This is a genomic window from Micromonospora maritima (genome assembly GCF_902825405.1).
GTDB classification, from domain to species: Bacteria; Actinomycetota; Actinomycetes; order Mycobacteriales; family Micromonosporaceae; genus Micromonospora; species Micromonospora maritima.
The window spans coordinates 1-25,229 of sequence record NZ_CADEAU010000006.1 but is presented as its reverse complement, the minus strand read 5'-3'; the positions used below and the strand labels follow the sequence as shown (position 1 = coordinate 25,229).

At 72.7% G+C, this 25,229-nt stretch carries 25 protein-coding genes and 1 pseudogene; 14 read left to right on the top strand and 12 right to left on the bottom strand.

Translation table 11 applies throughout. The features are described 5' to 3' along the window. Nucleotides 1–40 precede the first annotated feature (40 nt). Complete coding sequence (locus tag HUW36_RS02005) at nucleotides 41–325, top strand: hypothetical protein (protein ID WP_174526483.1); 285 nt, start codon at nucleotides 41–43, stop codon at nucleotides 323–325. A 162-nt stretch (nucleotides 326–487) separates the two neighbouring features. After that, a complete protein-coding gene (locus HUW36_RS02000; protein WP_174526482.1) occupies nucleotides 488–1,060 on the top strand; it encodes a hypothetical protein in 573 nt (190 codons plus the stop codon). A 30-nt stretch (nucleotides 1,061–1,090) separates the two neighbouring features. Here HUW36_RS02000 and HUW36_RS01995 read toward each other — a convergent pair whose 3' ends face one another. The 3 genes from HUW36_RS01995 to HUW36_RS01985 form a co-directional block, all read right to left on the bottom strand. Next, nucleotides 1,091–2,353, bottom strand: a complete 1,263-nt coding sequence (locus HUW36_RS01995) for an RNA polymerase sigma factor (protein WP_174526481.1) — start codon at nucleotides 2,351–2,353, stop codon at nucleotides 1,091–1,093. Further along, nucleotides 2,350–2,742, bottom strand: coding sequence for a YciI family protein (locus HUW36_RS01990; RefSeq protein ID WP_246247792.1), 393 nt, complete (start codon nucleotides 2,740–2,742; stop codon nucleotides 2,350–2,352). The genes HUW36_RS01995 and HUW36_RS01990 overlap by 4 nt, the downstream gene beginning before the upstream one ends. 118 nt (nucleotides 2,743–2,860) lie before the next feature. Next, on the bottom strand, nucleotides 2,861–3,271 hold the full coding sequence (locus HUW36_RS01985) for a RidA family protein (protein WP_174526479.1): 411 nt from the start codon (nucleotides 3,269–3,271) through the stop codon (nucleotides 2,861–2,863). Nucleotides 3,272–3,350: 79 nt separating this feature from the next. Here HUW36_RS01985 and HUW36_RS01980 point away from each other — a divergent pair, with 79 nt between their 5' ends. Continuing rightward, nucleotides 3,351–3,728, top strand: a complete 378-nt coding sequence (locus HUW36_RS01980) for a winged helix-turn-helix transcriptional regulator (RefSeq protein ID WP_174526478.1) — start codon at nucleotides 3,351–3,353, stop codon at nucleotides 3,726–3,728. Nucleotides 3,729–3,731: 3 nt separating this feature from the next. Here HUW36_RS01980 and HUW36_RS01975 read toward each other — a convergent pair whose 3' ends face one another. From HUW36_RS01975 to HUW36_RS01960, 4 genes are read right to left on the bottom strand one after another with little or no spacing between them, the layout of a single operon-like run. Then, nucleotides 3,732–5,963 carry an alpha-galactosidase gene (locus tag HUW36_RS01975; protein ID WP_174526477.1) on the bottom strand — a complete coding sequence of 744 codons (2,232 nt, stop codon included), beginning with the start codon at nucleotides 5,961–5,963 and terminating at the stop codon, nucleotides 3,732–3,734. After that, complete coding sequence (locus HUW36_RS01970) at nucleotides 5,960–6,844, bottom strand: carbohydrate ABC transporter permease (RefSeq protein WP_174526476.1); 885 nt, start codon at nucleotides 6,842–6,844, stop codon at nucleotides 5,960–5,962. Before HUW36_RS01970 ends, HUW36_RS01975 begins: the two co-directional genes overlap by 4 nt. Further along, nucleotides 6,841–7,797, bottom strand: a complete 957-nt coding sequence (locus tag HUW36_RS01965; RefSeq protein ID WP_174526475.1) for a carbohydrate ABC transporter permease — start codon at nucleotides 7,795–7,797, stop codon at nucleotides 6,841–6,843. Before HUW36_RS01965 ends, HUW36_RS01970 begins: the two co-directional genes overlap by 4 nt. A 21-nt stretch (nucleotides 7,798–7,818) precedes the next feature. Continuing rightward, on the bottom strand, nucleotides 7,819–9,150 hold the full coding sequence (locus tag HUW36_RS01960) for an ABC transporter substrate-binding protein (protein WP_174526474.1): 1,332 nt from the start codon (nucleotides 9,148–9,150) through the stop codon (nucleotides 7,819–7,821). Nucleotides 9,151–9,379: 229 nt separating this feature from the next. On the opposite strand from HUW36_RS01960, the gene HUW36_RS01955 reads away from it, so the two are divergent. The 3 genes from HUW36_RS01955 (at nucleotide 9,380) to HUW36_RS01945 (ending at nucleotide 13,233) form a co-directional block, all read left to right on the top strand. Next, a complete protein-coding gene (locus HUW36_RS01955) occupies nucleotides 9,380–11,371 on the top strand; it encodes a beta-galactosidase (protein ID WP_174526473.1) in 1,992 nt (663 codons plus the stop codon). Next, on the top strand, nucleotides 11,371–12,147 hold the full coding sequence (locus tag HUW36_RS01950) for a DeoR/GlpR family DNA-binding transcription regulator (RefSeq protein WP_174526472.1): 777 nt from the start codon (nucleotides 11,371–11,373) through the stop codon (nucleotides 12,145–12,147). The genes HUW36_RS01955 and HUW36_RS01950 overlap by 1 nt, the downstream gene beginning before the upstream one ends. A 117-nt stretch (nucleotides 12,148–12,264) precedes the next feature. Next, complete coding sequence (locus tag HUW36_RS01945) at nucleotides 12,265–13,233, top strand: sporulation protein (protein ID WP_174526471.1); 969 nt, start codon at nucleotides 12,265–12,267, stop codon at nucleotides 13,231–13,233. 65 nt (nucleotides 13,234–13,298) lie between these two features. On the opposite strand, the gene HUW36_RS01940 is transcribed toward HUW36_RS01945, so the two are convergent. Further along, on the bottom strand, nucleotides 13,299–13,634 hold the full coding sequence (locus HUW36_RS01940; protein WP_174526503.1) for a hypothetical protein: 336 nt from the start codon (nucleotides 13,632–13,634) through the stop codon (nucleotides 13,299–13,301). A 318-nt stretch (nucleotides 13,635–13,952) separates the two neighbouring features. Between HUW36_RS01940 and HUW36_RS01935 the strand changes: the two genes are divergently transcribed. Continuing rightward, nucleotides 13,953–14,375 (top strand): hypothetical protein, encoded by a 423-nt coding sequence (locus HUW36_RS01935; RefSeq protein WP_174526470.1) that lies wholly within the window; start codon nucleotides 13,953–13,955, stop codon nucleotides 14,373–14,375. A gap of 55 nt (nucleotides 14,376–14,430) precedes the next feature. Here the strand turns inward: HUW36_RS01935 and HUW36_RS01930 are convergent, their stop codons facing one another. Both HUW36_RS01930 and HUW36_RS01925 read right to left on the bottom strand, forming a co-directional pair. After that, nucleotides 14,431–16,716: a HelD family protein gene (locus HUW36_RS01930; RefSeq protein ID WP_174526502.1), complete on the bottom strand. Its 2,286-nt coding sequence runs from the start codon at nucleotides 16,714–16,716 to the stop codon at nucleotides 14,431–14,433. 169 nt (nucleotides 16,717–16,885) lie between these two features. Then, nucleotides 16,886–18,028, bottom strand: coding sequence for a LolA family protein (locus HUW36_RS01925; RefSeq protein ID WP_174526469.1), 1,143 nt, complete (start codon nucleotides 18,026–18,028; stop codon nucleotides 16,886–16,888). Nucleotides 18,029–18,123: 95 nt separating this feature from the next. Between HUW36_RS01925 and HUW36_RS01920 the strand changes: the two genes are divergently transcribed. Both HUW36_RS01920 and HUW36_RS01915 read left to right on the top strand, forming a co-directional pair. Beyond that, the gene (locus tag HUW36_RS01920) at nucleotides 18,124–18,780 is read left to right on the top strand and encodes a response regulator transcription factor (protein WP_174526468.1); all 657 of its coding nucleotides are present in this window, start codon (nucleotides 18,124–18,126) and stop codon (nucleotides 18,778–18,780) included. Next, nucleotides 18,780–19,745: pseudogene (locus tag HUW36_RS01915) on the top strand (histidine kinase dimerization/phospho-acceptor domain-containing protein); the annotation flags it as partial. The gene HUW36_RS01920 and the pseudogene HUW36_RS01915, both read left to right, overlap by 1 nt. Nucleotides 19,746–19,775: 30 nt before the next feature. Here the strand turns inward: HUW36_RS01915 and HUW36_RS01910 are convergent. Beyond that, nucleotides 19,776–20,852, bottom strand: a complete 1,077-nt coding sequence (locus HUW36_RS01910; protein WP_174526467.1) for an adenosine deaminase — start codon at nucleotides 20,850–20,852, stop codon at nucleotides 19,776–19,778. A 47-nt stretch (nucleotides 20,853–20,899) separates the two neighbouring features. Continuing rightward, nucleotides 20,900–21,319 carry a PPOX class F420-dependent oxidoreductase gene (locus HUW36_RS01905; protein WP_174526466.1) on the bottom strand — a complete coding sequence of 140 codons (420 nt, stop codon included), beginning with the start codon at nucleotides 21,317–21,319 and terminating at the stop codon, nucleotides 20,900–20,902. Nucleotides 21,320–21,367: 48 nt separating this feature from the next. Here HUW36_RS01905 and HUW36_RS34265 point away from each other — a divergent pair, with 48 nt between their 5' ends. The 5 genes from HUW36_RS34265 to HUW36_RS34020 form a co-directional block, all read left to right on the top strand. Then, on the top strand, nucleotides 21,368–21,553 hold the full coding sequence (locus HUW36_RS34265; protein ID WP_246247790.1) for a hypothetical protein: 186 nt from the start codon (nucleotides 21,368–21,370) through the stop codon (nucleotides 21,551–21,553). 383 nt (nucleotides 21,554–21,936) lie between these two features. Then, entirely contained in the window at nucleotides 21,937–23,526 is a 1,590-nt protein-coding gene (locus HUW36_RS01895) for a DHA2 family efflux MFS transporter permease subunit (RefSeq protein ID WP_174526465.1), read from the top strand. Between the two features lie 138 nt (nucleotides 23,527–23,664). After that, nucleotides 23,665–23,892: a hypothetical protein gene (locus HUW36_RS01890; RefSeq protein ID WP_174526464.1), complete on the top strand. Its 228-nt coding sequence runs from the start codon at nucleotides 23,665–23,667 to the stop codon at nucleotides 23,890–23,892. 36 nt (nucleotides 23,893–23,928) lie between these two features. Next, nucleotides 23,929–25,017, top strand: a complete 1,089-nt coding sequence (locus tag HUW36_RS01885; RefSeq protein ID WP_174526463.1) for a PIN domain-containing protein — start codon at nucleotides 23,929–23,931, stop codon at nucleotides 25,015–25,017. Between the two features lie 29 nt (nucleotides 25,018–25,046). Further along, nucleotides 25,047–25,229 (top strand): hypothetical protein (locus HUW36_RS34020; RefSeq protein ID WP_217428750.1); only part of this gene is annotated, 183 nt, incomplete at its 3' end.

The window sequence follows — 25,229 nt, the reverse complement described above, 5'->3', positions numbered from 1 at the left end:
CTGCCCTCGGGATGGCCGCGACGACGATGAGACTGCCCAGATGGAGAAATGGGAGTACGGCAGCCTTTTCACCCTGTATCCGCAGTTCGTTGGTACCGCAGTCGGCCCGGTGTGTGTCTTTCAGAGCGGTGCCGGGGAGCGGGTGATGGAGCATGTAGGTCTAGCTGCCTTCAATGAGCTGGGTCTGGATGGATGGATCATCGATGCAGCCGGACCGTTGCTCTCGAATCCGCCGGGCTGGCTGATGAGCACAGCTTTCAGTCCAGCAAGCGCCGTGCGATCGGCCCAATGGAGCGTCCAGTTCTCGCGCCGCCGGCTCTCCTAGCCGATTCGCGTGCTCGCTTTCCCGAGAGACAATCCGGCGTCGTCCTCCTGAACCAGAAGGCGACTACCTCGCATCTGGTGGCCGGACGTGGGGGCGGAGACCTGCCGTACGATCTGCCGCGCGCCGACCGACCGGACGGCGCGACCGTCGGGAGGGGACGCCATGACTGCGCCGGGGACCAGGGGACGACCGTCGGGGCTCGTGGTCGGCTCGCTGGTGGCCGTCTCGTTCGGGACCGTCTTCGTCCTGGTCAACAGCGGTGGCCTGGCCGCGCCGTGGCCGCTCGTGGTGCGGGTGGCCGGTCTGCTGGTGGCCGCGCTGCTCCTGGTCGGCGTGTTCCGGGTGGCCCGCCGGGAGACGCCCGCCCCGGCGCAGGAGGCGGCCGGCTTCATGGACCGCCGCTACTGGCTCGTGGTGGCCCTGGAGGCGGTCGCCCTCTTCGGCGGCCTGTCCGTGATCAACAACGTGCTGGACCGGCCCGAGGTGGCGGTCGCCTGGGTCGCGGTGGTGGTGGGCGTGCACTTCTTCGGCCTGGCCGCGGTCTGGCGGATGCCGCGTTACCACTGGCTCGGCGCCGTGATGACCGCGCTCGGGGTCGCCGGCTTCCTGGTCCACGCGCTCGGCGGCAGCGCCGCCGCGGTCGGCCTGGTCTCGGGCGTCGGCTGCGGCGCGGCCCTGTTCGCCACCGTGGCCCTGGCCCTGCGCGACGCCGCCACCCCCCGCCCCACCGCCTGACGACCGAGGAGTCCGACGCGAACTCCCGGGTCAGCGTCGAGGGGGTGGCGTGGCCAGGTGGGCGGCGCGCATCCGGAGGTACTCCTGCTCGGGACGGCTGGTGGTCCGCGCGGCGGCGGCGCGGTAGTGGGTCACCGCGGCCTCGCGGTCGCCGGCCATCTCGTACAGGTGGGCGCGGGCCGCGTCGAGCCGGTGCGAGCCGGCCAGCCGGGAATCACCGGCCAGGCCGGTGAGCGCGTCCAGTCCGGCCGTCGGGCCGTGCACCATGGCGGTGGCGACGGCGCGGTTGAGCGCCACCACCGGGCTGCCGGTGAGTCGTTCCAGCACCCCGTAGAGCGCGAGGATCTGCGGCCAGTCGGTGTCCGCCGCGCTCGGCGCCTCGTCGTGCAGCGCGGCGACCGCGGCCTGGAGCTGGTACGGCCCGACCGGCCCGCGAGCCATCGCGGCGGTGACCAGCGCCGTCCCCTCCGCGATCGCGGCGGCGTCCCAGCGGGAGCGGTCCTGCTCGGCCAGCGGGATCAGCTCACCGGACGGGCCGGTGCGGGCGGCGGCGCGCGCGTCGGTGAGCAGCATCAGGGCGAGCAGCCCGGCCACCTCGCTGTCGTCGGGCAGCAGCCGGTGCATCTCCCGGGCCAGCCGGACCGCCTCCTCGGAGAGGTCGACCCGGCGCAGGTCGTCGCCGAGGCTGGCGGTGTGTCCCTCGGTGAAGATCAGGTAGAGCACGTGCAGCACGGCGGCGAGCCGGGCCTGCCGGTCGGCCGGCTCGGGCATCCGGAAGGGCAGCCCGGAGTCGCGGATGCGCTGCTTGGCCCGGCTGATCCGCTGCGCCATGGTGGCCTCGGGGACGAGGAACGCGCGCGCGATCTCGGCGGTGCTCAACCCGCCCACCGCGCGCAGGGTCAGCGCGATCGCCGACGGGGTGCTCAGCGTCGGGTGGCAGCAGAGGAAGAGCAGCACCAGCGTGTCGTCCCGCTCGCCGGTCAGCGGCTCGTCGGCGGCCGGGGCGGTCCGCCGGTCCTCGCCGGAGCGCCGGGCCGCGCGTTCCTCCCGCTCGCGCCGCGCCGTCTCGGCCCGCACCAGCTCGATCATCCGCCGGTACGCCACCTGGGTGAGCCAGCCACGTGGATGCTCCGGCAGCCCTTCGGCGGGCCATTGCCGGGTCGCCGCCAGCAACGCCTCCTGCACCGCGTCCTCGGCGGTGGCGAAGTCACCGAACCGGCGGGCGAGCACGCCGAGGACCTGCGGCGCCAGTTCGCGCAGCAGGTCCTCGACGGCGTGGTCGGTGAGCGTCACACCTCCTGCGGCGGGCCGGACATCACCGGGTGCACCTCGATCGGCATGTTCAGCGGCCGTCCGCCCGGGCCGGGCGCGGTGGAGATGAACGCGGCGATCTCGGCCGCCCGCTGCGGGGTCTCGCAGTCGACGATCCAGAAGCCGGCCAGGAACTCCTTGGTCTCCGCGAACGGTCCCTCGGTGACCACCGGCGCGCCGTTCGCCCCGGCCCGGACGATCCGGGCCTGCTGCGGCCCGCCCAGCCCCTCGCCCTGCACGAACTCGCCGTCGGCCACGAGCTTGGCGTTGACCTCGCCCATGAAGTCGATGTGCGCCCGGAACTCCTCCGGGGTCCAGGTGTCCACGGACGGGAACTCGGCCCCGGCGGCGCTGAACTGCATCAGCAACATGTACTTCACGATTCGCTCCTCACGCCCGAGCACCGATTGTCGGTGCTTCCACCCTCCGGTAGAAGCTGCCACCCCGGTTCTCGACATCCGTCGGCGAGGAAGTTCGGGGAAAGTCCGGTCACCCCGTGATCGCGGTCGCCTCCAGCTCGACGAGCACGTCGGGCTCGAAGAGGTGCTCCACGCCGATCAGCGAGGCCGGCGGCAGCGGACGGGGCAGACCCAGTTCCTCGGCGACCGACTCGATCCCGGCCATGAACGGCCCGATCCGCTCGGGCTTCCACCCGGTGACGTAGAAGGTCAGCCGGACCACGTCGTCGAAGGAGGCGTCGGCGCCGGCGAGGGCGACGGCGGTGTTGCGCAGCACCTGCGCGACCTGTCCGCTCAGGTCGTCCGGTGCGACGGGCGTGCCGTCGCCGCGTCGGGCGATCTGTCCGCTGACGTGGATGTGGCGCGACCCGGTGGACACCGCCACGTGGTCGTAGGGCGTGTGCGGCTGAAGGCCGTCGGGGCTGAAACGGATGACAGGCATCAGGTCTCCTCTGGTGGACGTGCTGAGGTTTACCATTGATACCTAGTTGACGGAGGACACTTCAAGGAGACCTGGTTTCATGCGCGATACCACCGCCCCCCGGGCCGGTGAGCTGCGAATCGACGCGCCTCACCGCGACCTGCTCGACCAGGTGTTGGACAAGTGGTCCCTGAGCATCCTCAACGAGCTGTGCGAGCGGCCGTGCCGCTTCAACGAGCTGCGCCGCGCGATCCCGGCCGTGACCCAGAAGTCGCTGGCCGCGACGCTGCGGCGACTCGAACGCAACGGCATCGTCGAACGCCGCGTCGTGGCGACCCGCCCGGTCGCGGTGGAGTACCGGATCACCCCGCTGGGCAAGGCGCTGCGCGGTCCCGTCGACACGCTCCTCAAGTGGGCCGACGCACACCTGCCGCAGATCGAGAACGCCCGCAAGGCGTTCGACGCCGCGGAGGACTGACGCTCAGGCGGCGACGGCCTCCAGCAGCAGCGCCTGCTCCGGGTGCAGGGCGGGCAGTTGCAGACCGACCGAGGCGAGCACCGACCCGCTCAGCGTCACCCCGGCACCGGACGCCAGCCAGGGTGGCGGGACCAGCTCCAGCACGGCCGGCTCCGGCACCCCGGCCGGCGGCCGCACCCGGTAGCGCCGGTCCGGGTCCAGCCCCGGCAGGCGCACCACGCCCGGCACCTGTGCCGCCGAGGTGGCCAGCCGGCTGACCGCGTACACCGCCGCGGAGCGGTCGTGGGCGACCACGCCGTGGGCCTGCACGGCCGGGTCGGGATGGTCGACCCGGACCACCCGGCCGCCGTGCAGCAGCGGACGCAGCCGCTTGTGCAGCGCCACCCAGGCGGTGAGTTCGGCGCGGGTGGTCGCGTCGATCGCGGTGATGTCCCACTCGATGCCGTGGTGGCCGAAGAACGCGGTGACCGCCCGGAACCCGAGGTCGTGCACCCGGTGCGTGGTGTGCGAGCGCTCCGGCCCGATGTGCGTGCCGACCAGCTCCGGCGGCAGCAGCAGGCCGGTCCAGCGCTGGATGGACAGCCGTTCCAGCGCGTCGTTGCAGTCGCTGGCCCAGACCCGGTCGGTGCGGCGCAGGATCTCCAGGTCGACCCGCGCGCCGCCGGAGGAGCAGCTCTCGATCTCGACGCCCTGGTGCCGGGCGCGCAGCTCGTCCAGCAGCCGGTAGACGGCGCGGGTCTGCGCGTGCACGGCGGGCCGCCCGGCGTGCCCGGCCTCGGTCAGGTCCCGGTTGTGGTCCCACTTCAGGTACGCGATCCCGTCGTGCCCGCTCAACACCGCGTCGAGCCGGTCGAGCAGGTACGCGTACGCGTCCGGGTCGACCAGGTCGAGCACCTGCTGGTGCCGCCACTCCGCCGGCAACCGGCCCGGCGCCTGGAGCACCCAGTCCGGGTGGGCGCGGAACAGGTCGGAGTCGGGATTGACCATCTCCGGCTCGACCCAGAGCCCGAACTGCATGCCGCGTCCGCGTACGTGGTCGATCAGCGGCTGCAACCCGTCCGGCCAGACCTCGCCGTCGACCCACCAGTCCCCGAGCCCGGCCCGGTCGTGGCGCCGGCCGCGGAACCAGCCGTCGTCCAGCACGAACCGTTCCACCCCCACCTCGGCGGCCGCGTCGGCGAGCGCCCGCAGCCGGTCCAGGTCGTGGTCGAAGTAGACCGCCTCCCACACGTTCAGCGTCACCGGTCGCGGCGTGCGCGGATGCGACGGGCGGGCCCGCAGGTGCGTGTGCAGCGCGTCGCTGAGCCCGTCCAGCCCGTCGGCCGACCACACCGCGTAGAGCAGGGGAGTGGCGTACTCGTCGCCCGGTCGGAGCACGACCTCACCGGGCGCCAGCAGCTCGCCTCCGCCGAGCGTGGCCTCACCGGTCGGGCGACGCTCGGCCACGGTGACGTGGTCGCCGCTCCACGCGGTGTGCACCGCCCACACCTCGCCGTGCCCGAAGCCGAAGCCGGGGGCGCCGGCGACCAGCAGCAGCGTGGCGTCGTGCCCGGTGCGCCCGTGCCGTCCCTCGCGCACCCAGGCGCCCATCGGCCACGGGTGCCGCTGCGGCGCGCGTTCCCGGCACCAGCGGCCGGTCAGGTCGAGCAGCTCGGTGGCGACCGCCGGCACCGGCAGCACCGGCGTCAGCTCGCGCAGCTCGTAGCCGCCGTCGCCGTCGTTGCGCAGCCGCTGCCGCAGGGTCAGCACCCCCGCCGGGTCGAGCGTGATCTCGACGGTCAGGCTCAACCCGGCGTCCGGGTCCGCCGCCCGCACCGTCACCCGCCCGGAGGAAAGGAAGGGCCCCTTGTTAACGCCTGGTGCAGGTAAAGGGGCCCCTCCTAACAGGTCGGGCCCGCTCGCGGCGGCATCGTCGGGCGAGGGCGCCGCGGGTTCGTCGTGCACGTCGAGGTCGACCAGGCGGAACGCGGTGGACCAGTCCCGGCCGTCGCGGTGACCGGCGAGACCGGGCCGCCCGCTCCAGCCGGCGCTCGCCTCGGGCAGCAGCGACAGCACCGTGGGCGCGTCGAAGCTGCTCGGCACCACCGGCGGCACGGTGGCGTCGACCAGCGCGGGCAGGTCCTCGACAGGCAGCGGCCCGAGGTCGGCACCCCAGTGCACGACCCGGGGCAGCCCCGGGCCGCGCGCGTCGAGCACCAGGCTGGTCCGCGCGCGGCGCAGGTGGACGATCGTCATCCCTTGGAGGCTCCCAGCGTCAGGCCCCGGACGAACTGCCTCTGGAGCAGGAAGAAGATCACCAGGGTGGGGATCGCGACCAGCACCGAACCGGCCGAGACCAGGTTGTTGTCGGTGAAGAACTCGCCGCGCAGGTTGTTCAGCGAGCTGGTCACCGGGAACTTGTCCCCGGTGCGCATGAGCACGGTGGCCCAGAAGAACTCGTTGTAGATCCAGGTCACCTCCAGCGTGGCCAGCGCCGCCAGGGCCGGCCGGCACAGCGGCATGGTCACCTGCCAGTACTGCCGCCACACGCTCGCCCCGTCGACCATCGCGGCCTCGTACAGCTCGTGCGGCAGGGCCTTCATGTAGTTGCTCAGCACGAACACGCAGAAGCCGCACTGGAACGCGACGTTGACCAGGATCAGGCCCCAGTAGCTGTCGTAGAGCAGCTCCGAGTCGCTCATCCAGGCCGGCAGCGGGATCTCGGTGAACATCCGGAACAGCGGGATGAGCAGGGCCTGCTGCGGCAGCAGGTTCGCGGCGGTGAACAGGCCGAGCAGCGCGATGTTGAGCTTCCAGCTGAACCGGGCGATCACGAACGCCACGCACGAGGCGAGGAAGAGCGTGAGCAGCACGGCCGGGACCGTGATGTAGACCGAGTTGAGGAAGTGCTTGCCGAACTCGGCGGTACGCCACGCGGTGACGTAGTTGTCGATCGTCCAGCCGCCGAGCGAGACGTAGCCGTTGGTGGCGGTGTACTCGTAGGAGCGGAACGACGTCAGCACCGCCCAGAGGATCGGGAACAACCAGCCGACCGCGACCGTACCCAGGAAGAGGTGCAGGACCACCCGGGCCGGCCGCAGCGGCCGGCGGCGCCCGGTGGAGACGGCGGCGGTCATCGCTTGTCCTCCCGCATCACGGTCCAGAGGTAGAGGGTGATGAAGACCAGCGAGACCATCAGCATGATCGTCGCCAGCGCCGAGCCGAAGCCGATCCGGCTCGCCTCGCCGACCACGTTCTGGGTGACCAGCGCGGAGATCAGCTCCAACCCGTTGCGGCCCTTGTTGATGACCCAGACCAGGTCGAACGCGCGCAGCGACTCGATCACGGTCACCACCAACACGATGATGTTGATCGGGCGCATCACCGGGAACACGACCCGGAAGAACGTGCTGGTCTCCGAGGAGCCGTCCACCGCGGCGGCCTCGCGCAGCGACGGGTCGACGCCCTTCAGGCCGGCCAGGTAGAGCAGCATGATGTAGCCGACGTGCCGCCACCCGGCGGCCACCAGCACCGCCCAGATGTTGACGTTCGGGTCGCCGTACCAGTCGGTGTCGCCGCCGAACACGCCGTTGAGCAGGCCCTGGTCGCGGCTGTAGATGAGCTGCCAGACGAAGCCGATGAGCGCCAGCGACAGCACCACCGGCAGGTAGAGCGCGGTCTGGTAGAACCGGCTGCCCCGCAGCTCCTTGTCCAGCAGCACGGCGAGGAACATGCCGAACGGGGTGGCGACCACGAACAGCGCGGCCAGCCAGAGCAGGTTGTTCTGCACGGCGGGGACGAACGGCGGGTAGATGTTCACCACGTCGTCGTAGTTCTTGGCCCCGACCCACTCGATCTCGCCGATCGGGCCGATGCCGTCCCAGTTCGTGCCGGAGAGCAGCACCGTCGCCACCGCGGGCAGCCAGACCAGGCCGGTGACGAGCAACAGGGGCACGAGCACCATCAGCGTGATCACCACGCGGTCGGTGCGGGACAGGAGCCGTAGCCGGCGACCGCGACCACCGTTCGTGGTGGTCGCGGCCGGCGGCGGCACGGCGCGATCCGCTTGGATCAGGGGCAGGTCGGACATGATGTCCTCCCCCTTCCGCCGTCAGCTGGTGAAGATCGACTTCTTCTGGTTCTCGATGCTGGTGAGCAGCCCGCCGATGTCCTTCGGGTTCTTGATGAACTGCTGGAGAGCCGGGATGATCACGGTGGAGGCGAAGTCCGGCCGGGTGTCCCGGTCGAGGAACTGGGCGATCTCGGTGGCGGAGCCGACCAGTTCGGCGGCCTTCTTCTGCAGGGCGGTGTAGCCGGCGGTGTCCGCGCCGCTGTTGGCGACGAGCGTGCTGGGGTCGTTCTTCACCGTGATGTTCGCGGCGTCCTTCGAACCCAGGTACGTCAGCAGCTTCTCCGCCGCGTCCTTGGACTTCGGCTTGCGCGCCATCATGTAGCCGTCGATCGGCGCGTCCAGGGCCTTCGCCCCGATCGTGGAGTCGATCTCGGGGAAGGTGAAGAAGTCCAGGTCCTCCAGGTCGGCGCCGCTGAACTGCTGGGCGACGAAGAGGCCGAGCAGGTACATGCCGCTCTTCTTCTGCTGCAGCGACTGGGCGGCCTCCTGCCAGGTGCGGCCGAGCGAGTCCGGCTGGTGCAGGGGCAGCAGGCCGGCCCAGGTGTCGAAGACCTTCTTGACCTTGTCGGAGGTCCACGCCTCCTTGCCGGCCATCAGGTCGACGTGGAACTGGTAGCCGTTGATCCGCAGGTTGAGGATGTCGAACGTGCCCATCGCCGGCCAGCCGTCCTTGTCGGCGAAGGCGATCGGGCTCAGGCCGTCCTTCTTCATCTGCGCGCCGAGCGTGTTCAGGTCGTCGAGCGTCTTGGGCACCTGGTAACCGCGCTGCTGCCAGACCGACTTGCGGTAGAAGACGGCCCACGGGTAGTACGACGCCGGCACGAAGTACTGCTTGCCGTCGTCACCGGTGGACGCCTTCTTGAACGCGTCGGAGTAGCCGTCGAGCTTGCCCCACACGTCGCTGAGGTCGCCGGCCAGGCCCTTGGCCGCGAAGAACCGCATCCGGTAGCCGGCGAACCAGGTGAACACGTCGTCCGGTTTGCCCTGCAGGTAGTTGTTGATGTTCTCCTGGAACGTGTTGTGGTCGACCGTGTTGATGTTGACGGTCACTCCGGCGGACGTCTTGAAGCCGTCCATCACCTTGGCGACGACGTCCTTGGGCTTCGGGTCCGACTGGTTCGAGCCGAGCGAGACGCTCTTCGCGTCCCCGCCGGAACCGGAGTCGGAGTCGCCGCAGCCGGCGAGCAGGCCGGTGCCGAGCAGCGCGCCCGCGCCGGCCGCGCCGGCCAGCAGGGAGCGCCGGTTCAGGCCGGCGACGGAGGGGGGTACGAGCCGAGCGAGGTACTCGGCCTGCGAGCGGGGACGGGACACTGTGCCTCCTGCGTGGAAGAGGTGCGCGACGAGATTCACCGAGAATCCACATGTCCGAACAGAAATAGCCGGTGGCGGTTGAAGCTACCCCTTGGTTCGGCGCTGTCAAGAGGGCAAACGGGCGGCGACAACCGGGCTGAGACAGCGGAAAGAGCTGGTAAACGTTGTAAGTTTTGTCGATGTTGGAAAGTGTTGACTTGGGTGCCGGCCGGGGGCACGCTCTGCTGTCATGCGGAACTGGCACGGCGAGGGCATCTGGTACGGCGCCGACTACAACCCGGAGCAGTGGCCCGAGGAGGTGTGGGCCGAGGACGTCGCGCTGATGCGCCAGGCCGGGGTCAGCCTGGTGTCGGTGGGCATCTTCTCCTGGGCCCTGCTCGAACCCGCCCCGGACCGGTACGAGTTCGGCTGGCTGGACCGCGCGCTCGACCTGCTGCACGCCGGCGGGATCCGGGTCGACCTGGCCACCGCCACCGCCAGCCCACCGCCGTGGCTGGCGCACCGGCACCCGGAGACGCTGCCCCGGCGGGCCGACGGCACCGTGCTGTGGCCCGGCGGCCGGCAGGCCTACTGCCCCAGCTCACCGGTGTTCCGGGAACGGTCGCTCGCCCTGGTCGAGGCGGTGGCACGGCGCTACGCGACGCACCCGGCGGTCGTGCTCTGGCACGTCTCCAACGAGCTGGGCTGCCACAACGTGCACTGCTACTGCGACGTCAGCGCCGAGGCGTTCCGGCGCTGGCTGCGCGAGCGCTACGGCGACCTGGACGCGCTCAACGCCGCGTGGGGCACCGCCTTCTGGAGCCAGCGCTACCACGACTGGGCCGAGGTGAACCCGCCGCGCACCGCGCCGACGTTCGCCAACCCGACCCAGCAACTGGACTTCCTGCGGTTCTCCTCCGACGAGCAACGCGCCCAGTTGCGTGCCGAACGGGAGCTGCTGAACCGGCTGGTCACGCAGCCGGTGACCACCAACTTCATGATCGGCACCGGCATCAAGTACCTGGACTACCACTCCTGGGCCCCCGACGTGGACGTGGTCGCCAACGACCACTACCTCACCGCCGCCGACCCCCAGCCGCAGGTGAACCTCGCGCTCGCCGCCGACCACACCCGGGGCGTGGCCGGCGGCGCGCCGTGGCTGCTGATGGAGCACTCCACAAGCGCGGTCAACTGGCAACCCCGCAACGTGGCCAAGACGCCCGGCCAGATGCGCCGCAACAGCCTGGCCCACGTGGCGCGCGGCGCCGACGGCGTGCTGTTCTTCCAGTGGCGGGCCTCCCGGGCCGGCGCGGAGAAGTTCCACTCCGCGCTGGTGCCGCACGCCGGGGCGGACACCAAGGTGTTCCGCGAGGTCTGCCGCCTCGGCGCCGACCTGCGGGCGCTGGCCGAGGTACGCGCCAGCCGGGTCGACGCCGACGTGGCGATCCTGTTCGACTACGAGGCCTGGTGGGGCGCGGAACTCGACTCCCACCCGAGCGTCGACGTCACCTACACCGACCGGCTGTCGGCGCTGCACGCCGCGCTCTGGCGGGCCGGGGTCACCGCCGACGTGGTGCACCCGTCGGCGGACCTGTCCCGCTACCGGCTCGTCCTGGTGCCGACGCTCTACCTGGCCCGCGACGCCGACGCCGACGCGCTGCGCCGCTTCGTCGAGGCGGGCGGCACCGCGCTCGTCACCTACTTCAGCGGCATCGTCGACGAACACGACCACATCCGGCTCGGCGGCTACCCGGGCGCGTTCCGCGAGCTGCTCGGCGTGCGTACCGAGGAGTTCTTCCCGCTGCGCGACGGCGAGACGGTCCACCTCGACGACGGCGCCCGCGCCGACGTGTGGACCGAGTGGCTGCACGCCGAGGGCGCCGAGGTGCTCGCCGCGTACGCCGACGGGCCGCTGCCGGGTGTGCCGGCGCTGACCCGGCACACGGTCGGCGCGGGTGCCGCCTGGTACGTCGGCACCCGCCTCGACGAGGCCGCCACCGACCGCCTGGTGGCCCGGCTGACGGCCGAGGCCGGCGTGCGCCCGCCGGTGACCGCGCCGGCCGGGGTGGAGGTGGTCCGCCGGCGCTCGACCGACCGGAGCTGGCTGTTCGTGCTCAACCACACCGACGACGCGGCCCGCCTGCCGGTCACCGGCGTCGAGCTGCTCACCGGCGAGCGGTGCGACGGCGAACTGGTGGTGCCGGCGGGGGAGGTGGCGGTGGTCCGCGAGGTGGAGGTCTGATGCTGGCCCAGCAACGGCAGAGCGCCATCCTGGAGCTGATCCGCCAGCGCGGCGGCGTGCGGGTCAGCCACCTGGTCAGCCGGTTCGGCGTGTCCGACATGACCATCCGGCGGGACCTGGAGGTGCTGGCCGATCGCGGCCTGGTCGACAAGGTGCACGGCGGGGCCACGCTGGCCGGCCCCGGCTCGACCGAGGAGCCCGGCTTCGCGGCCAAGTCGGCCCGGCAGCGGGTCGAGAAGCAGGCCATCGTGGAGCGGGCCGCCGGGCTGGTCGAGCCGGGCATGGCCGTGGCGCTCTCCGCCGGCACCACCACGGCCGCGCTGGCGGCCCGGCTCGCCGAGGTACGCGGGCTGACCGTGGTCACCAACTCGATCCCGGTCGCCGACGCGCTCTACCAGAACCCCCGCGCCGACCAGACCGTCGTGCTGACCGGCGGCATCCGTACCCCCTCGGACGCGCTGACCGGCCCGGTCGCCGAGGCGGCGATCGCCGCGCTCAACGTCGACCTGCTCTTCCTCGGCGTGCACGGGATGAGCCAGCGCACCGGCTTCACCACGCCCAACCTGCTGGAGGCGGCGGTGAACCGCCGCCTGATCGGCGCCGCCCGCCGCCTGGTCGTGCTCGCCGACCACACGAAGTGGGAGACCATCGGCATCGCCACCATCGCCCCGCTGGAGCAGGCGGACGTGCTCGTCACCGACGGCGGCCTCCCGGTCGAGGCACGCCGCCAGCTCGGCGAACAGGTGGGCGAACTGATCGTGGTCCCCACCGACTGAGCGTCCGCGCCGCTGTGCCGTCCGCTTTCAGGCACTTCTCAGCCGTCCCATTTAGGGTGCCCTGCACGGCCCGCGTGCTCCAGGGTGGAGCGCGCCTACGGCGGAAGCGGAGTGGCGATGGTCTTCAAGAAGATGCTGAGCGCGTTCGGCGTGGGTGGCCCGAGCGTCGACACCGTGCTGGCCAACCCGAACACCCGGCCCGGTCTGGCCCTTGACGGGCACGTCAACCTGGTCGGCGGCGACGCTCCGGCGCGGATCGAGCAGATCACCGTCGGCCTGGTCACCCGGGTCGAGATCGAGGGCGGCGACACCGAGTACGCCGGCATCATGGAGTTCCACCGGATGCCGGTCAGCGGTGCGTTCGAGCTGGCCCCGAAGCAGCAGCTCGCCATCCCGTTCCAGATGCCGGTGCCGTGGGAGACCCCGGTCACCGACGTCTACGGGCAGCGGCTGCGCGGCATGACCATGGGCCTGCGCACCGAGCTGGCGGTGGCCCGGGCGGTGGACAAGTCCGACCTGGACCAGGTGTCGGTGCACCCGCTGCCGATCCACGAGCGGATCCTCGACGCCTTCCAGGCGCTGGGCTTCCGGTTCAAGCACGCCGACCTGGAGCGCGGTCACCTCTACGGGGTCCCGCAGACGCTGCCGTTCTACCAGGAGATCGAGTTCTTCGCCGCGCCGCAGTACGCGCAGACGGTGAACGAGGTCGAGCTGACGTTCGTGACCAGCCAGCAGGGCGTCGAGGTGATCCTGGAGTGCGACAAGCGCGGCGGCTTCCTCAGCGCCGGCCACGACGCCTTCGGCCGGTACTCGATCCCGCACAGCGACGCCGCGCGCACCGACTGGACCCAGGTGGTCGACGGCTGGCTGCGCGAGACCACGTCCCGCTACGGCGGCCTGCGCGCCCAGGGCTTCGGCGCGCCGCACGGCCATCACGGCTACCCGGGGCACCACGGTCGCCGGGGCTCCGGCATGGGCGGCATGATGGCGGGCGCCGCGCTCGGTATGGCCGGCGGTCTGGTCGCCGGCGAGATGCTCGAGGACGCCTTCGAGGGCGACGACGGCGGGGACTTCGGCGAGGAGTGACGGCACGCGACGACGCCCCCGGGACCCAGATCCCGGGGGCGTCGCCGTTGGCGTGATCGCGAGGGTCAGTGCCGGCCTCGACGCTCCTTGCCGGAGCGACGCGCGCTGCCCGCCTTCGACAGGCCCCGGCTGACCAGGTACGCAGCGGTCAGTCCGGTCAGGTACCACCAGGCCTGGTTCGGGTTGTTGATGTTCAGGCCGTTGGTGGCGGCGCCCCGCCAGAACGCGGCGATCACGACGACCGCGACGGCTGCGGCGTACACCCAGAACTCGGTGGTGAGGAACGCCTGCTTCGTCTCGGTGCCGGGGCTGGGCATCTGCTCCCGGTGGCCGTCGTGCATCGACGGCATCTGACGGGTCGACGTGTCCTGCATGCTCGCCCGGTTCTGGACGTCGGACATGGGCCGGTTCATCGGCCTGGTGGATGCAGCCTGCGTGCTCATCTGGTCCTCCTCGGGATTTGATGAGTCGTTTCCTGCACACCCTCGCCCCGCTACCGCAGGTCGGCCACGGCACGGTTCGCGCTCTGTGGCGGGGGCACCCTCCGACTACCCGACCCCGGAGACAAGCTAACGGCCGGATGCCCGGCCGTCGGCGGCCCGACGCGGAACCGGACGATCGGGCACAGACCCGGCGCCACCGAAGGCCCGCCGGTTTCAGCCACCGGCCGTCGGGCACGCACCAGGGACACCCGACACCGGAGCGACGAGGTGGTTGACGTGCGTGAGGACGACATGCGGCAGGACGCCGCCCGGCAGGCCGAGCAGCGGGTCGCCGGAGGCGTGTACGGCGAAGGCGCGCTCGACGAGGTCACCGTGCCGCAGACCGACGTGGAGCGGATGATCCAGGAGTCGGATCCGGACGACCCGGCGCACGTCCCGGTCGACCCGACCGTGCTGCGCGACGGCGGCCCCACCCGGGGCCAGGGCGCGGTCACCACGACCGGCGGTACGGCCGGTCCGGCCAGCGTGCGGCGGGTGGCCCGGCAGCCGGAACGGCACCCGGGCAAGGTGGCGCCGACCACCACCGGGGACGCCACGACCGGTGGGATGAGCACCCCGGCCGGCGGCTCCACCAGCGACGCCTCGGCGAGCGGGGCCCAGGTCGGCAACTTCACCGACGAGGGCGCGAACCCGGGCTGACCATCGTTAAGAAGGGGCCCCTCCTCTACCGGATGCGTTAAGGAGGGGCCCCTCCTTACGCCCGGAGGATGCCGAGGCGTTGGGTGGCGCGGGTGAGGGCGACGTACAGGTCGCTGTGCCCGCGCGGCGACTCCGCGACGATCCGGTCCGGCTCGACCACCAGCACCGAGTCGAACTCCAGGCCCTTGGCCTGCTCGGTGGTCAGCACCACCACCCGGTTCGCCAGCTCCGGCTGCTCACCGACGGTGGCCTCGGGCAGTGCCGCGACGACCGCGGCACCCAACTCGGTCACCCGCCCGGAGGGCACGATCACGCCGAGCCGGCCGTCGCCGAGTCCGGCCGCCTCCCGCGCGGTCGCGTCGACCACCGCGTCGACGAGCGCGGCCGCCGCGACGGTGCGGTCCCACGGCGGTACGCCGGTGGCGCGTACCGAGCGGGGCGGGCGCAGGGCCGGGTCGATCTCGGCGAGCACGTCGGCGGCGACCGCCATGATCTCGGCGGGGGTGCGGTAGCTGACGGTCAGCTCCTCCAGCCGCCACCGGTCCGCCACGTACGGCGCCAGCGCCTCACCCCAGGACGGGGTGCCGGCCAGCGCGCCGGTCTGCGCGACGTCCCCGACGACGGTCATCGACCGGCTCGGGCAGCGGCGCATCAACAGCCGCCAGGCCATGGGCGAGAGTTCCTGCGCCTCGTCGACGATCACGTGCCCGAACGCCCAGGTCCGGTCCGCGGCGGCGCGCTGGGCGGTGGTGAGCCGGTCGGACTCCTCCTGCCGCTCGGAGAGCCGGGCGGCGTCGATCAGGTCGGTGACGCCGAGGATCTCACCGCCGTCGGCCTCGTCCTCCACGTCGATCGAGCGGGAGCCGCGCCAGATCTCCAGCACGCCCTCGGCGTACTCGCGTTCCATCGCCCGGATCCGCTCCCGGCGGGCGGCGGCGGCGCGTTCGTCCTCGCCGAGCAGTTCGGCGGCCTCGTCCAGCAGCGGCACGTCGGCCGGCGTCCAGCCGCCGGGCTCCCGGTGCAGGGCAACCCGCTCGGCGTCGGTGAGCATCGGCGCGGCGGTGGCGATCCGCTCCGGCGACGCGAACAGGTCGGCGAGCAGGCGCTGCGGGGTCAGCACCGGCCACAGCTCGTCCAGCGCCGCCCGGATCTCCGGCTCCTCGCGCAGCTCGCGGCGGATCTCGGCCCGGTCCGCCTCGGAGAGCAGGTTCTCCCCGCCCAGCGGGTCCGCGCCGATCCGCTCGGCCACCTGGTCGGCGAGCGCGTGCACGATCTCGATGTCGAACAGCGCCCGGGCCAGGTTGTGCGGGCGGCCGGTGCGGCGGACCCGGTCGCGGGCCTGGCGGACGGTCTCCGGGTCGAGCGTGAGCACCTCGCGCTGGGGCAGCTCGATGGTGATCGGCTCGGCCGGCACCCACTGCCGGTCCCGGACCGCCGCGGCGAGCACCTCGGTCAGCACCGCGCGGCCCTTGAGCGCGGCGGTGGTGGCCGGCTCGACGCGACGGGCGTGCACCCCGGGGAAGAGATCGGCCTGGGTACGCAGCAGCACGCCGGTCTCGGCCAGCGCCGGCAGCACCTGGGAGATGTAGCGCAGGAAGGTGGCGTTCGGGCCGACCAGCAGCACGCCCCGGGTGGAGAGCTGCTGCCGGTGCGTGTAGAGCAGGTAGGCGGCCCGGTGCAACGCCACCGCCGTCTTGCCGGTGCCCGGCCCGCCCTGGACCACCATCACGCCGGGCAGGTCGGCGCGGATGATCCGGTCCTGCTCGGCCTGGATGGTCTCGACGATGTCGCGCATCCGGCCGGTACGCCCGGCGTTGAGCGCGGCGAGCAGCGACGCCTCGCCGGTGACCTCCTCGTGGGCGGTGGGGGAGGCGGCGGTGATGTCCAGCACCTCGTCGTTGAGCCCGGTGACCTTGCGCTCGCGGGTGCGCAGGTGCCGCCGCCGGCGTACGCCCTGCGGGTTGGCGGCGGTGGCCAGGTAGAACGGGCGGGCGGCCGGGGCGCGCCAGTCCATCAGCAGCGGGTCGTAGTCGCCGGAGGTGTCGAAGATGCCGATCCGGCCGATGTAGCGGGCGGTGCCGTCGTCGCCGTCGAGGCGGCCGAAGCAGAGGCCGGACTCGACCGCGGAGAACTGCTCGACCTGGTCGGCGTACATCGCGACGGTGGCGTCGCGCTGCGACCGCGCCTGCTGGGTGCCGCCGGTGAGGCGCAGCTCCTCGTCGAGCCGGCGGGCGGCCTGTTCCCGCATGCCGTCCAGCCGGTCGTAGAGCATCGAGACGTACTCCTGCTCGCGACCGATCTCGTCGTCCTGGTGCAGGTCACCCGCCACGTCGGAGTGCATTGACAAGCCGGCTCCTCATCGACTAAAATTGCTGCAGGAATGGCGTGAAAAGGCCATTCCTTTTTTGTGCCTGAACTGAGAAAGATAGCGCGTCGCCCGCCACCCGACCAAGCCCGGGCACGGCTCGGGGCCCGGTCGACGTGCGCCGACCGGGCCCCGAGCGCGGCCGTCAGCCCTTGGCCGCCTGGTAGAGCCGCTCCGGCGTGACCAGCCCGGCGATCACCCGGCCGTCGTCGGTCAGCAGCACGCTGAACAGCTTGCCGCTGAGCAGCCGGCCGCTGCCCCAGTCGCCACTGACCTTCGGCAGGTCGCCGAGCACCCGGCCCAGCATCTCCGCGTCCGGCGCGTCCGCGCCGGCCTTCGCGCCGCCCGCGCCCGCGCCGAGCGCCTCGTCGAGCTTGGCGACCACCACCGTGGTCCAGCCGGTGCCGACGGTACGCACGTCGGGACGGTCGGCGTCCGCCCCGCGGGGGGCCTTGCCGGCTCCCGGCGCACCGGGCATCCGACCGGCCGGCCCGGGCCGCTCGTCGGCCGGCGCCTCGGTGACCTTGACGCCGGGCGGCGGGTTGAAGCGGAACTGGTCGGCGTCCGGGGTGCGGAAGTCGACCTGGGTGAACGCCACCTCGAACGCCGGCTCGTCGGCCCCGTCGGCGAGCACCTCGAAGCGCAGCGGCACGTGCTCCTTCGCGTCCAACGCGATCCGCACCTGGTGCACCAGCGACGCCTTGTCACGCGGCGTGAGCACCAGCTCGTACACGTCCCGCCCGGCGACCGTGGCCGAGCGGCCCACGGTCACCGCGGTGGTCGGGTCGATCGCGGCCAGCGCCTGCTCGGTGGCGTCGGCCGGGGTGGCCGGCGCGGACGGCACGTCCTTGCCGTCGGCCGGCAGCCTGCGGTGGACGGCGGTGTTCTCCCGGCTGTTCCAGGTCCAGACGTCGCGCCCGTTGCGTAGCACGTCCTGCTCGCCGAGCGTGTCGACCAGGGCGAGCCGCTGCCGGTCCTCGCCGCCGTACCACACGCGCAGCGTGTGCGTGCCGGAGACGAGGCCGGCGAACTGGTTGCCGGTGGCCTGGCCGGCGAGCGCGGCGATCGGCGGCAGACCGAGGTCGGCGCGCTGCACCACGGTGCCGGAGAGCCCGTCCAGGCGGGACGTACGCAGGTCCTCCAGCAGTTGGGCGGCGCTGCGCGGCGGCAGGGCCGGGTCGGCGCCGGCGGCGAACGTGCCGACGGCGGCGCCTCCGCCGATCACGGCGACCCCCGCGGTCACCGGGACCAGCCAGCGCAGCACGGCGCGGTTCTTCATCACGGACATAGTGTGCACCTCCTGCGCTCCATGCTGCGCGATCGTCGCTGTGACGACGCTGAGGAGATCCCCTACGGGTGACCCGGTGGTGGCACCCTGGACCGGTGCGGTTGCTGGTGGTGGAGGACGAGACGCGGCTCGCCGCCGCGCTGCGCCGGGGCCTGTCCGCGGAGGGCTTCGTGGTCGACGTGGCGGCCACCGGCCCGGCCGGGTTGGACGCCGCCCGGCACGGCGAGTACGACGCGATGATCCTCGACGTGATGCTGCCCGGCCTCTCCGGCTACGAGGTGGTGCGCCGGCTGCGCGCCGAGCAGCGCTGGCTGCCGGTGCTGATGCTCTCGGCCAAGGACGGCGAGTACGACCAGGCCGACGGGCTGGACTGCGGGGCCGACGACTACCTGACCAAACCCTTCTCGTACGTGGTGCTGCTGGCCCGGCTGCGGGCGCTGCTGCGCCGCGGCGCGCCCCGGCGGCCGGCCGTGCTGACCGTCGGCGACCTGCGCCTGGACCCGGCCCGCCGGCGGGTCACCCGGGACGACGTCGAGGTGGCGCTGACCAGCCGCGAGTACGCGCTGCTGGCGTACCTGATGCGCCGCGCCGGCGAGGTGGTGTCGAAGACCGAGCTGCTGGACCACGTCTGGGACGCCTCGGTGGACACCGCGCCGAACGCGGTGGAGGTCTACGTCGGCTACCTGCGCCGCAAGATCGGCCGGGAGCGGTTGGAGACGGTCCGCGGCGCCGGCTACCGGCTGGCCACGTGATCCGCCCGCTGCGACGCCTGGGCCTGCGGGCCCGGCTGCTCGCGCTGGGCGTGCTCGGGCTGGCGCTCGGGTTCGCGCTCGGCGGCGCGCTGCTGCTCGGCGCGCTCGGCTGGACGCTGCAACGGTCGGTGGACGAGGAGGCGCTGCGCACCGCCGACGCGGTCGCCCTGCTCACCGCCGAGGACGCGCTGCCGGACCCGTTGCCGGTGGCCGGTGGGCAGCTGCGGGTGCAGGTGGTCGACGGGCAGTCCCGGATCCGGGCCGCGTCGATCGACGCGGACCGCCTGGTGCCGATGCTCGGCCCGGACGAGCTGCGGCCCGGGCAGCGGCAGCGGCTGGTGGTGGACGGGCGGCGGGTCGGGATGTCCGGGCCGGTGCGGGTGGTGACGGTGCCGGCGGGCACGCCGCAGGAGCCGCGCACGGTGCTGGTGGCCAAGTCGCTCTCCGACGTCCGGCACAGCCTGCACGTGGTGCGCAACCTGCTGCTCGTCGGGTTCCCGCTGCTGGTGGCCGGGTTGGCGGTGGTGGCGTGGCGGGTGGTCGGCGCGACGCTGCGCCCGGTGGAGGAGTTGCGCAGCGGGGCCGCCGAGATCACCGGCCGGGCCGGTGCGGAACGGTTGCCGGTGCCGGCCGGGCAGGACGAGATCCACCGGCTCGCGGTGACGCTCAACGACATGCTGGACCGGTTGGCCGCGTCCCGGGACCGGCAGCGGGCGTTCGTGGCCGACGCGGCGCACGAGTTGCGCAGCCCGCTGACCAACATGCGTACCGAGCTGGAGGTGGCGCGCCGGCTCGGCGACGGCACCGACTGGCCGGCGGTGGCCGACGACCTGCTGGCCGACACCGAGCGGCTCGGCCGCCTGGTCGACGACCTGCTGCTGCTGGCCCGCCTGGACGAGCAGGACGCCCGCCCGTCCCCGGTCGGCCCGGTGGAGCTGGGCGGGCTGCTGCGCGGGGTGGCCGCCCTGCTCGCCGGCCACCCGCGCCGCCGGTGATCAACCGATCAGCTTGGCGTACGCCGGCTTGATCACCTCGTCGATGATCCGCAGGCGCTCGTCGAACGGGATGAACGCGCTCTTCATCGCGTTGATGGTGAACCACTGGAGTTCCTTCCAGCCGTAGCCGAAGGCCTCCACCAGCAGCGCCATCTCCCGCGACATCGAGGTGCCGCTCATCAGCCGGTTGTCGGTGTTCACCGTCACCCGGAAGCGCAGGTCACGCAGCAGCCCGATCGGGTGGTCGGCGATCGACGCCGCCGCCCCGGTCTGCACGTTCGACGACGGGCACAGCTCCAGCGGGATGCGCTTGTCCCGCACGTACGCCGCCAGCCGGCCCAGCGCCGGCGGGTTGCCCGGGGTGATGTCGTCCACGATGCGCACGCCGTGACCCAGCCGGTCCGCCCCGCACCACTGGATCGCCTGCCAGATCGACGGCAGCCCGAACGCCTCGCCGGCGTGGATGGTGAAGTGGAAGTTCTCCCGCTGGAGGTACTCGAACGCGTCCAGGTGCCGGGTGGGCGGGAAGCCCGCCTCGGCACCGGCGATGTCGAACCCGACCACGCCGGTGTCGCGGTGCCGCACCGCCAGCTCGGCGATCTCCTGCGAGCGGGCCGCGTGCCGCATCGCGGTGAGCAGGGTGCCGATCCGGATCGGCGTGCCCGCCTCGGCGGCCAGCGCGCTGCCCTCCCGGAACCCGGTGACCACCGCGTCGACCACCTCGTCGAGGGTCAGGTTCTGCTCCAGGTGCTGCTCGGGCGCGAACCGGACCTCGGCGTAGACGACACCGTCGGCGGCCAGGTCCAGCGCGCACTCCCGGGCGACCCGACGCAGCGCGGGCGCGGTCTGCATGACCGCGACGGTGTGCGCGAACGTCTCCAGGTAGCGCTCCAGCGAGCCGGAGTTCGCCGCCTCGGAGAACCACCGGCCCAGCGCCTCCGGCTCGGTGGTGGGCAGTTCGTGGCCGGCCTCGGCGGCCAGCTCGACGATCGTCGCGGGCCGCAGGCCGCCGTCGAGGTGATCGTGCAGCAGCGCCTTGGGGACCTTGACGATGTCCTCGTACGAGATTGCGACCATGCTCAGACCCTAGTCACCGGCGGTACCGGTCCGGCACCGGACCGGCGTCAGGGACGCCAGCCGTAGATCCGCTCGACGGCCAGGCGCAGCACCAGGCGGCCGTCGGCCACCATGGCGGACCGGTAGTCCGCCCAGTCCGGGTGCTCGCCGCGGATCCGCCGGTAGACCTCGACCAACTCGTCGACCGTCGCGTCGTCGGTCGCGGCGGCCGGCGGGGTGAGCGTCACCGTGCCCTCGGCCACCGCGTACGCCCCGCCGTCGGCGGTGGTCACGTGGAAGCTGGCCCGGGGGTCCCGCCGCAGGTTGCGCACCTTCGCCCGGTCGGCCGTGGTGGAGCAGCGGATCAGGCCCGGCTCGGCCAGGTAGTCGAGGTTGGACAGCTGGGGCCGGCCGTCCCGCCGCAGGGTGGCCAGGACACCCCGTCCGTGCTCGCCGAACAGTTCCCACAGCCGCTCGCTGGTCGCCATGGCCCCAATCTAGATCCGCCGCCCGGGCACCGGAATAGGATCTTCGGCGTGGCCGATCCCGCTCTGCTCCCGTCGGTGCTGGCCCGGCTGCGCTGCCCGGTCTGCGCCGAACCGCTGGCCGAGGTCACCGCCGGCACCAGCGATCGGGTACGCGACCTCGCCGCCCGCATCGACCGCTCCCGCACCGCCGAGGTGGCACTCATGGCGACCCTGCGCGCCGCGCCCCGGCGCTGAACTCGTCGATCTCGGCCTTGTGGCGCCTCGGATGTCGGTGATGCGCCCTTCGTCACCGAGATCGACGAGGCGGGCGGGGTCGGGCCGGGGGCGGGCGGGGGCATGACGTTCGTCACGGGGGTGGTGGGCGGGGGTGCGGTGCGGGGCGGTTGGGGGGAGTGGCGAAACCGGGCGGATCGGGGTCTTCTTCTCGAGGAGGCGGCTCGGTGGGGGCCGGCGCCGGGCGCGGCGGGCGGGGGCGGGGTGCGGGGGCGTTCGCCTCTGGGCAAAACCGGCCGCGCGATGTCGCAGGCCGTGACTAGGCTTTCGCCGGACCTTTCCGCCGCACGCCCCGCGCGCGGCGCCGCCACCCCTCGGACCGGACCGGAACCAGGAGACTGTCTGTGACCCAGCAACCCGTCGCGACATCGAACAAACTCGACGCCGCGGTGCTCAAGGTGGCCGGCGTCGTCGTGCTCGGCGCGATCATGTCGATCCTCGACGTGACGGTCGTCAGCGTGGCCATCCCGACGTTCCAGAGCGAGTTCGACGCCTCGTACGCGCGGGTGGCGTGGACCATGACCGGCTACACGCTGGCGCTGGCCACGGTGATCCCGCTCAGCGGCTGGGCGGCCGACCGCTTCGGCACCAAACGCCTCTACATGGTGGCGTTGGCGCTGTTCACCATCGGCTCCGGGCTCTGTGCCACGGCCGACTCGATCGGCGAGCTGATCGCCTGGCGCGTGGTCCAGGGCCTCGGCGGCGGCATGCTCATGCCGCTCGGCATGACGATCATGACGCGGGCCGCCGGCCCGCACCGCATCGGCCGGCTGATGGCCGTGCTGGGCATCCCGATGCTGCTCGGCCCGATCGGCGGCCCGATCCTCGGCGGCTGGCTGATCGACACCGCGAGCTGGCACTGGATCTTCCTGATCAACCTGCCGATCGGCGTCGTCGCCCTGATCTACGCCCAGCTGGCCCTGCCGAAGGACGCCCCCGAGCCGTCGGAGTCCTTCGACTTCCTCGGCATGCTGATGCTCTCGCCGGGTCTGGCGCTGTTCCTCTACGGCGTCTCCTCGCTGCCCGAGGCCGGCACGGTCACCGACACCGAGGTCTGGCTGCCCATGCTGGTCGGCGCCGTGCTCGTGGTCTCGTTCGTGCTCTACTCGTTCCGCCCGCGGCACCCGCTGCTCGACCTGCGGCTGTTCCGCAACCGCAACCTCACCCTCGCGGCGGTGACGCTGTTCGTCTTCATCATCGCGTTCATGGGCGCGGGCCTGCTCTTCCCGAGCTACTTCCTGCAGATCCGCGGTGAGTCGACGCTGACCGCCGGCCTGCTGATGGCGCCGCAGGGCATCGGCGCGATGCTGACCATGCCGATCGCCGGCATGCTCGCCGACCGGGTCCCGGTCGGCCGGACGGTGCCGTTCGCGTTGGTGCTCATCGCGGCCGGGTTCTTCACCTTCACCCAGCTCGGCACCGACACGTCCTACCTGCTGCTCTGCGGCTCGCTGTTCGTGATGGGCCTGGGCATGGGCGGCACCATGATGCCGATCATGACGTCGGCGCTGAAGACCCTGAGCGCCGCCGAGGTGGCACGCGGCTCGACGCTTGTGAACATCCTCCAGCAGATCGGCGGATCGGTGGGCGCGGCGGTGATGTCGGTGATCCTCACCAGCGAGCTGAACGGCTCGCGGGTCATCCCCGGCGTGACCGACCCGGGCACCGGCGCCCCGGTCACCGAGGCCCAGCTCGCCATCGGGGTGCAGCAGCAGCCCGAGCTGGCCCAGCAGCTCCCGGTGCCGCCGTCGCTGATCGAGCGCGGCCTCGACTTCGCGGCCAACTCGTTCGCGACCACGTTCTGGGTCGCCTTCGCCCTGGTGCTGCTGACCTTCGTCCCGGCCGCGTTCCTGCCGCGCAGGCGGGAGCCGTCGCACCTGCTCGACGGCGAGGCGGGCGAGGAGCAGCCGCGCACCCCGGTGCCGGTCCACTGACCCGCACCCACCCGTCCCTCGGGGGCCGGACGCCTCGGCGTCCGGCCCCCGAGGCGTCTGACCCGGGATCCGCCACCGGCGGACCCGGCAGCGCCTAGGCTCGACGGGGAGCGGAAAGCCGGGGGAGAGGCGGGCACGGTGGACGCGGACGGCGGCGATCGGTCGGCGCGGCGGCGCAACCGGCTGCTGCTCGCCGGCCTGCTGGCCGTGGTCGGGCTGATCCTGCTGCTGCTCGGCCTCACCGTCGCCACCGGCACGGTCGCCGGTGTCGAGCTGGTGCTCGCGCTCCTGCTCCTGGTCGCGAGCTACGCCATCCAGCGGGTGGCCCGCCGGGAGACCGTCTACCGCGACGAACGGCGGCGCTGACCGGCGCCGCGACCCGACCGGGCTAGGCTGACCGGCGTGGATCACGAAGACCGGATCGCGCTGTTCCTCGACTACGAGAATCTGGCGCTGGGCGTACGCGACCATCACGGCGGCAGGCCGTTCGACTTCCGTCCCATCGCCGACGCGCTTGCCGAACGCGGCCGGGTGGTGGTGCGCCGGGCGTACGCGGACTGGTCGTACTTCGACGAGGACCGGCGGATGCTCACCCGGTCGCACGTCGAGCTGATCGAGATCCCGCAGCGGATGGGCGCCTCCCGGAAGAACGCGGCCGACATCAAGATGGCCGTGGACGCGGTCGAGCTGGCCTTCGAGCGCGGCTACATCTCCACGTTCGTGATCTGCACCGGGGACAGCGACTTCACTCCGCTGGTGCACAAGCTGCGCGAACTCAACAAGCGGGTGATCGGGGTCGGGGTCGAGAAGTCGACTTCCGCGCTGCTGCCGCCGGCCTGCGACGAGTTCCTCTACTACGACCGGCTGGAGGGGGTCGACGTGCCACCCTCCGCCGGCCGGCGGACCCGGCCGGCCCGTCCCGAGCCGGCGGCGCCCACCTCGCCCGCCGGACCGGTTCCCGAGCCGGCCCTGGACGCCGCGCCCGCCGAGGAGGCACCCCGCGACGTCGACACGCTCGCCGTCCAGCTCGTGCAGACCGTGGCCGGCATGCAGGGCAGCGCCGGCGGCGAGGTGACCGCGTCCGGTCTCAAGCGGGCCCTGCTGCGCAAGGACCCCACGTTCAGTGAGTCCGACTACGGCTTCCGCACCTTCGGCGAACTGTTGCGGCACCTGGCCGGGCACAACGTGGTGGAGCTGGCCCCCGGGCCGGCCAAGGGCGACCCGGAGGTCTCGCTGCCGGAGCGGGGCGACCGGGAGGTCGCGTTCGCGCTGCTCCGGTCCGTGGTGGTCGACCTCGCCGGTGAGGGTGGCGCGGTGGCCCTGTCCGGCCTGAAGGACCAGCTCCGGCGCGCCCGACCGGACTTCAGCGAGAAGAAGCTCGGCTACCGCAGTTTCCTGCAGTTCTGCAAGGCCGCCGCGACCGGCGGTGCGGTGGAGCTGCGGTGGAGCCCCGACGACGGCGACTACCTGCTCACCCCGCAAGCGCCCTGACCACCGCTCCCGCCGGCGTCGGCGGTCGCGTGACGCCACCACCTCGACGTCGTGGAGCCGATCAGGCCGGGGGAGTCGCCGTCGGCGGACTCTCCACCGACGTCGCGCTCGCGCTCGGGCTCGGCTCGCCGGGCGGGCCCGGGCTGCCGGTCGGCGACGGCTCGCCGGTCGGGCTCGGGCTCGGGGTCGGTTCGGCGGAGGCCGTCGGCGGG

What these genes read in the sequence shown, in the direction of transcription:
- HUW36_RS01965 (WP_174526475.1), bottom strand. Translation starts at nt 7,797, where the DNA reads ATGTCCGACCTGCCCCTGATCCAAGCGGATCGCGCCGTGCCGCCGCCG.
- HUW36_RS01925 (WP_174526469.1), bottom strand. Translation starts at nt 18,028, where the DNA reads ATGTCCGTGATGAAGAACCGCGCCGTGCTGCGCTGGCTGGTCCCGGTG.
- HUW36_RS01980 (WP_174526478.1), top strand. Translation starts at nt 3,351, where the DNA reads ATGCGCGATACCACCGCCCCCCGGGCCGGTGAGCTGCGAATCGACGCG.
- HUW36_RS02005 (WP_174526483.1), top strand. Translation starts at nt 41, where the DNA reads ATGGAGAAATGGGAGTACGGCAGCCTTTTCACCCTGTATCCGCAGTTC.
- HUW36_RS01905 (WP_174526466.1), bottom strand. Translation starts at nt 21,319, where the DNA reads ATGGCGACCAGCGAGCGGCTGTGGGAACTGTTCGGCGAGCACGGACGG.
- HUW36_RS01985 (WP_174526479.1), bottom strand. Translation starts at nt 3,271, where the DNA reads ATGCCTGTCATCCGTTTCAGCCCCGACGGCCTTCAGCCGCACACGCCC.
- HUW36_RS01910 (WP_174526467.1), bottom strand. Translation starts at nt 20,852, where the DNA reads ATGGTCGCAATCTCGTACGAGGACATCGTCAAGGTCCCCAAGGCGCTG.
- HUW36_RS01940 (WP_174526503.1), bottom strand. Translation starts at nt 13,634, where the DNA reads ATGTCCGACGTCCAGAACCGGGCGAGCATGCAGGACACGTCGACCCGT.
- HUW36_RS01945 (WP_174526471.1), top strand. Translation starts at nt 12,265, where the DNA reads ATGGTCTTCAAGAAGATGCTGAGCGCGTTCGGCGTGGGTGGCCCGAGC.
- HUW36_RS01955 (WP_174526473.1), top strand. Translation starts at nt 9,380, where the DNA reads ATGCGGAACTGGCACGGCGAGGGCATCTGGTACGGCGCCGACTACAAC.
- HUW36_RS01930 (WP_174526502.1), bottom strand. Translation starts at nt 16,716, where the DNA reads ATGCACTCCGACGTGGCGGGTGACCTGCACCAGGACGACGAGATCGGT.
- HUW36_RS01970 (WP_174526476.1), bottom strand. Translation starts at nt 6,844, where the DNA reads ATGACCGCCGCCGTCTCCACCGGGCGCCGCCGGCCGCTGCGGCCGGCC.
- HUW36_RS01975 (WP_174526477.1), bottom strand. Translation starts at nt 5,963, where the DNA reads ATGACGATCGTCCACCTGCGCCGCGCGCGGACCAGCCTGGTGCTCGAC.
- HUW36_RS01950 (WP_174526472.1), top strand. Translation starts at nt 11,371, where the DNA reads ATGCTGGCCCAGCAACGGCAGAGCGCCATCCTGGAGCTGATCCGCCAG.
- HUW36_RS02000 (WP_174526482.1), top strand. Translation starts at nt 488, where the DNA reads ATGACTGCGCCGGGGACCAGGGGACGACCGTCGGGGCTCGTGGTCGGC.
- HUW36_RS01990 (WP_246247792.1), bottom strand. Translation starts at nt 2,742, where the DNA reads ATGTTGCTGATGCAGTTCAGCGCCGCCGGGGCCGAGTTCCCGTCCGTG.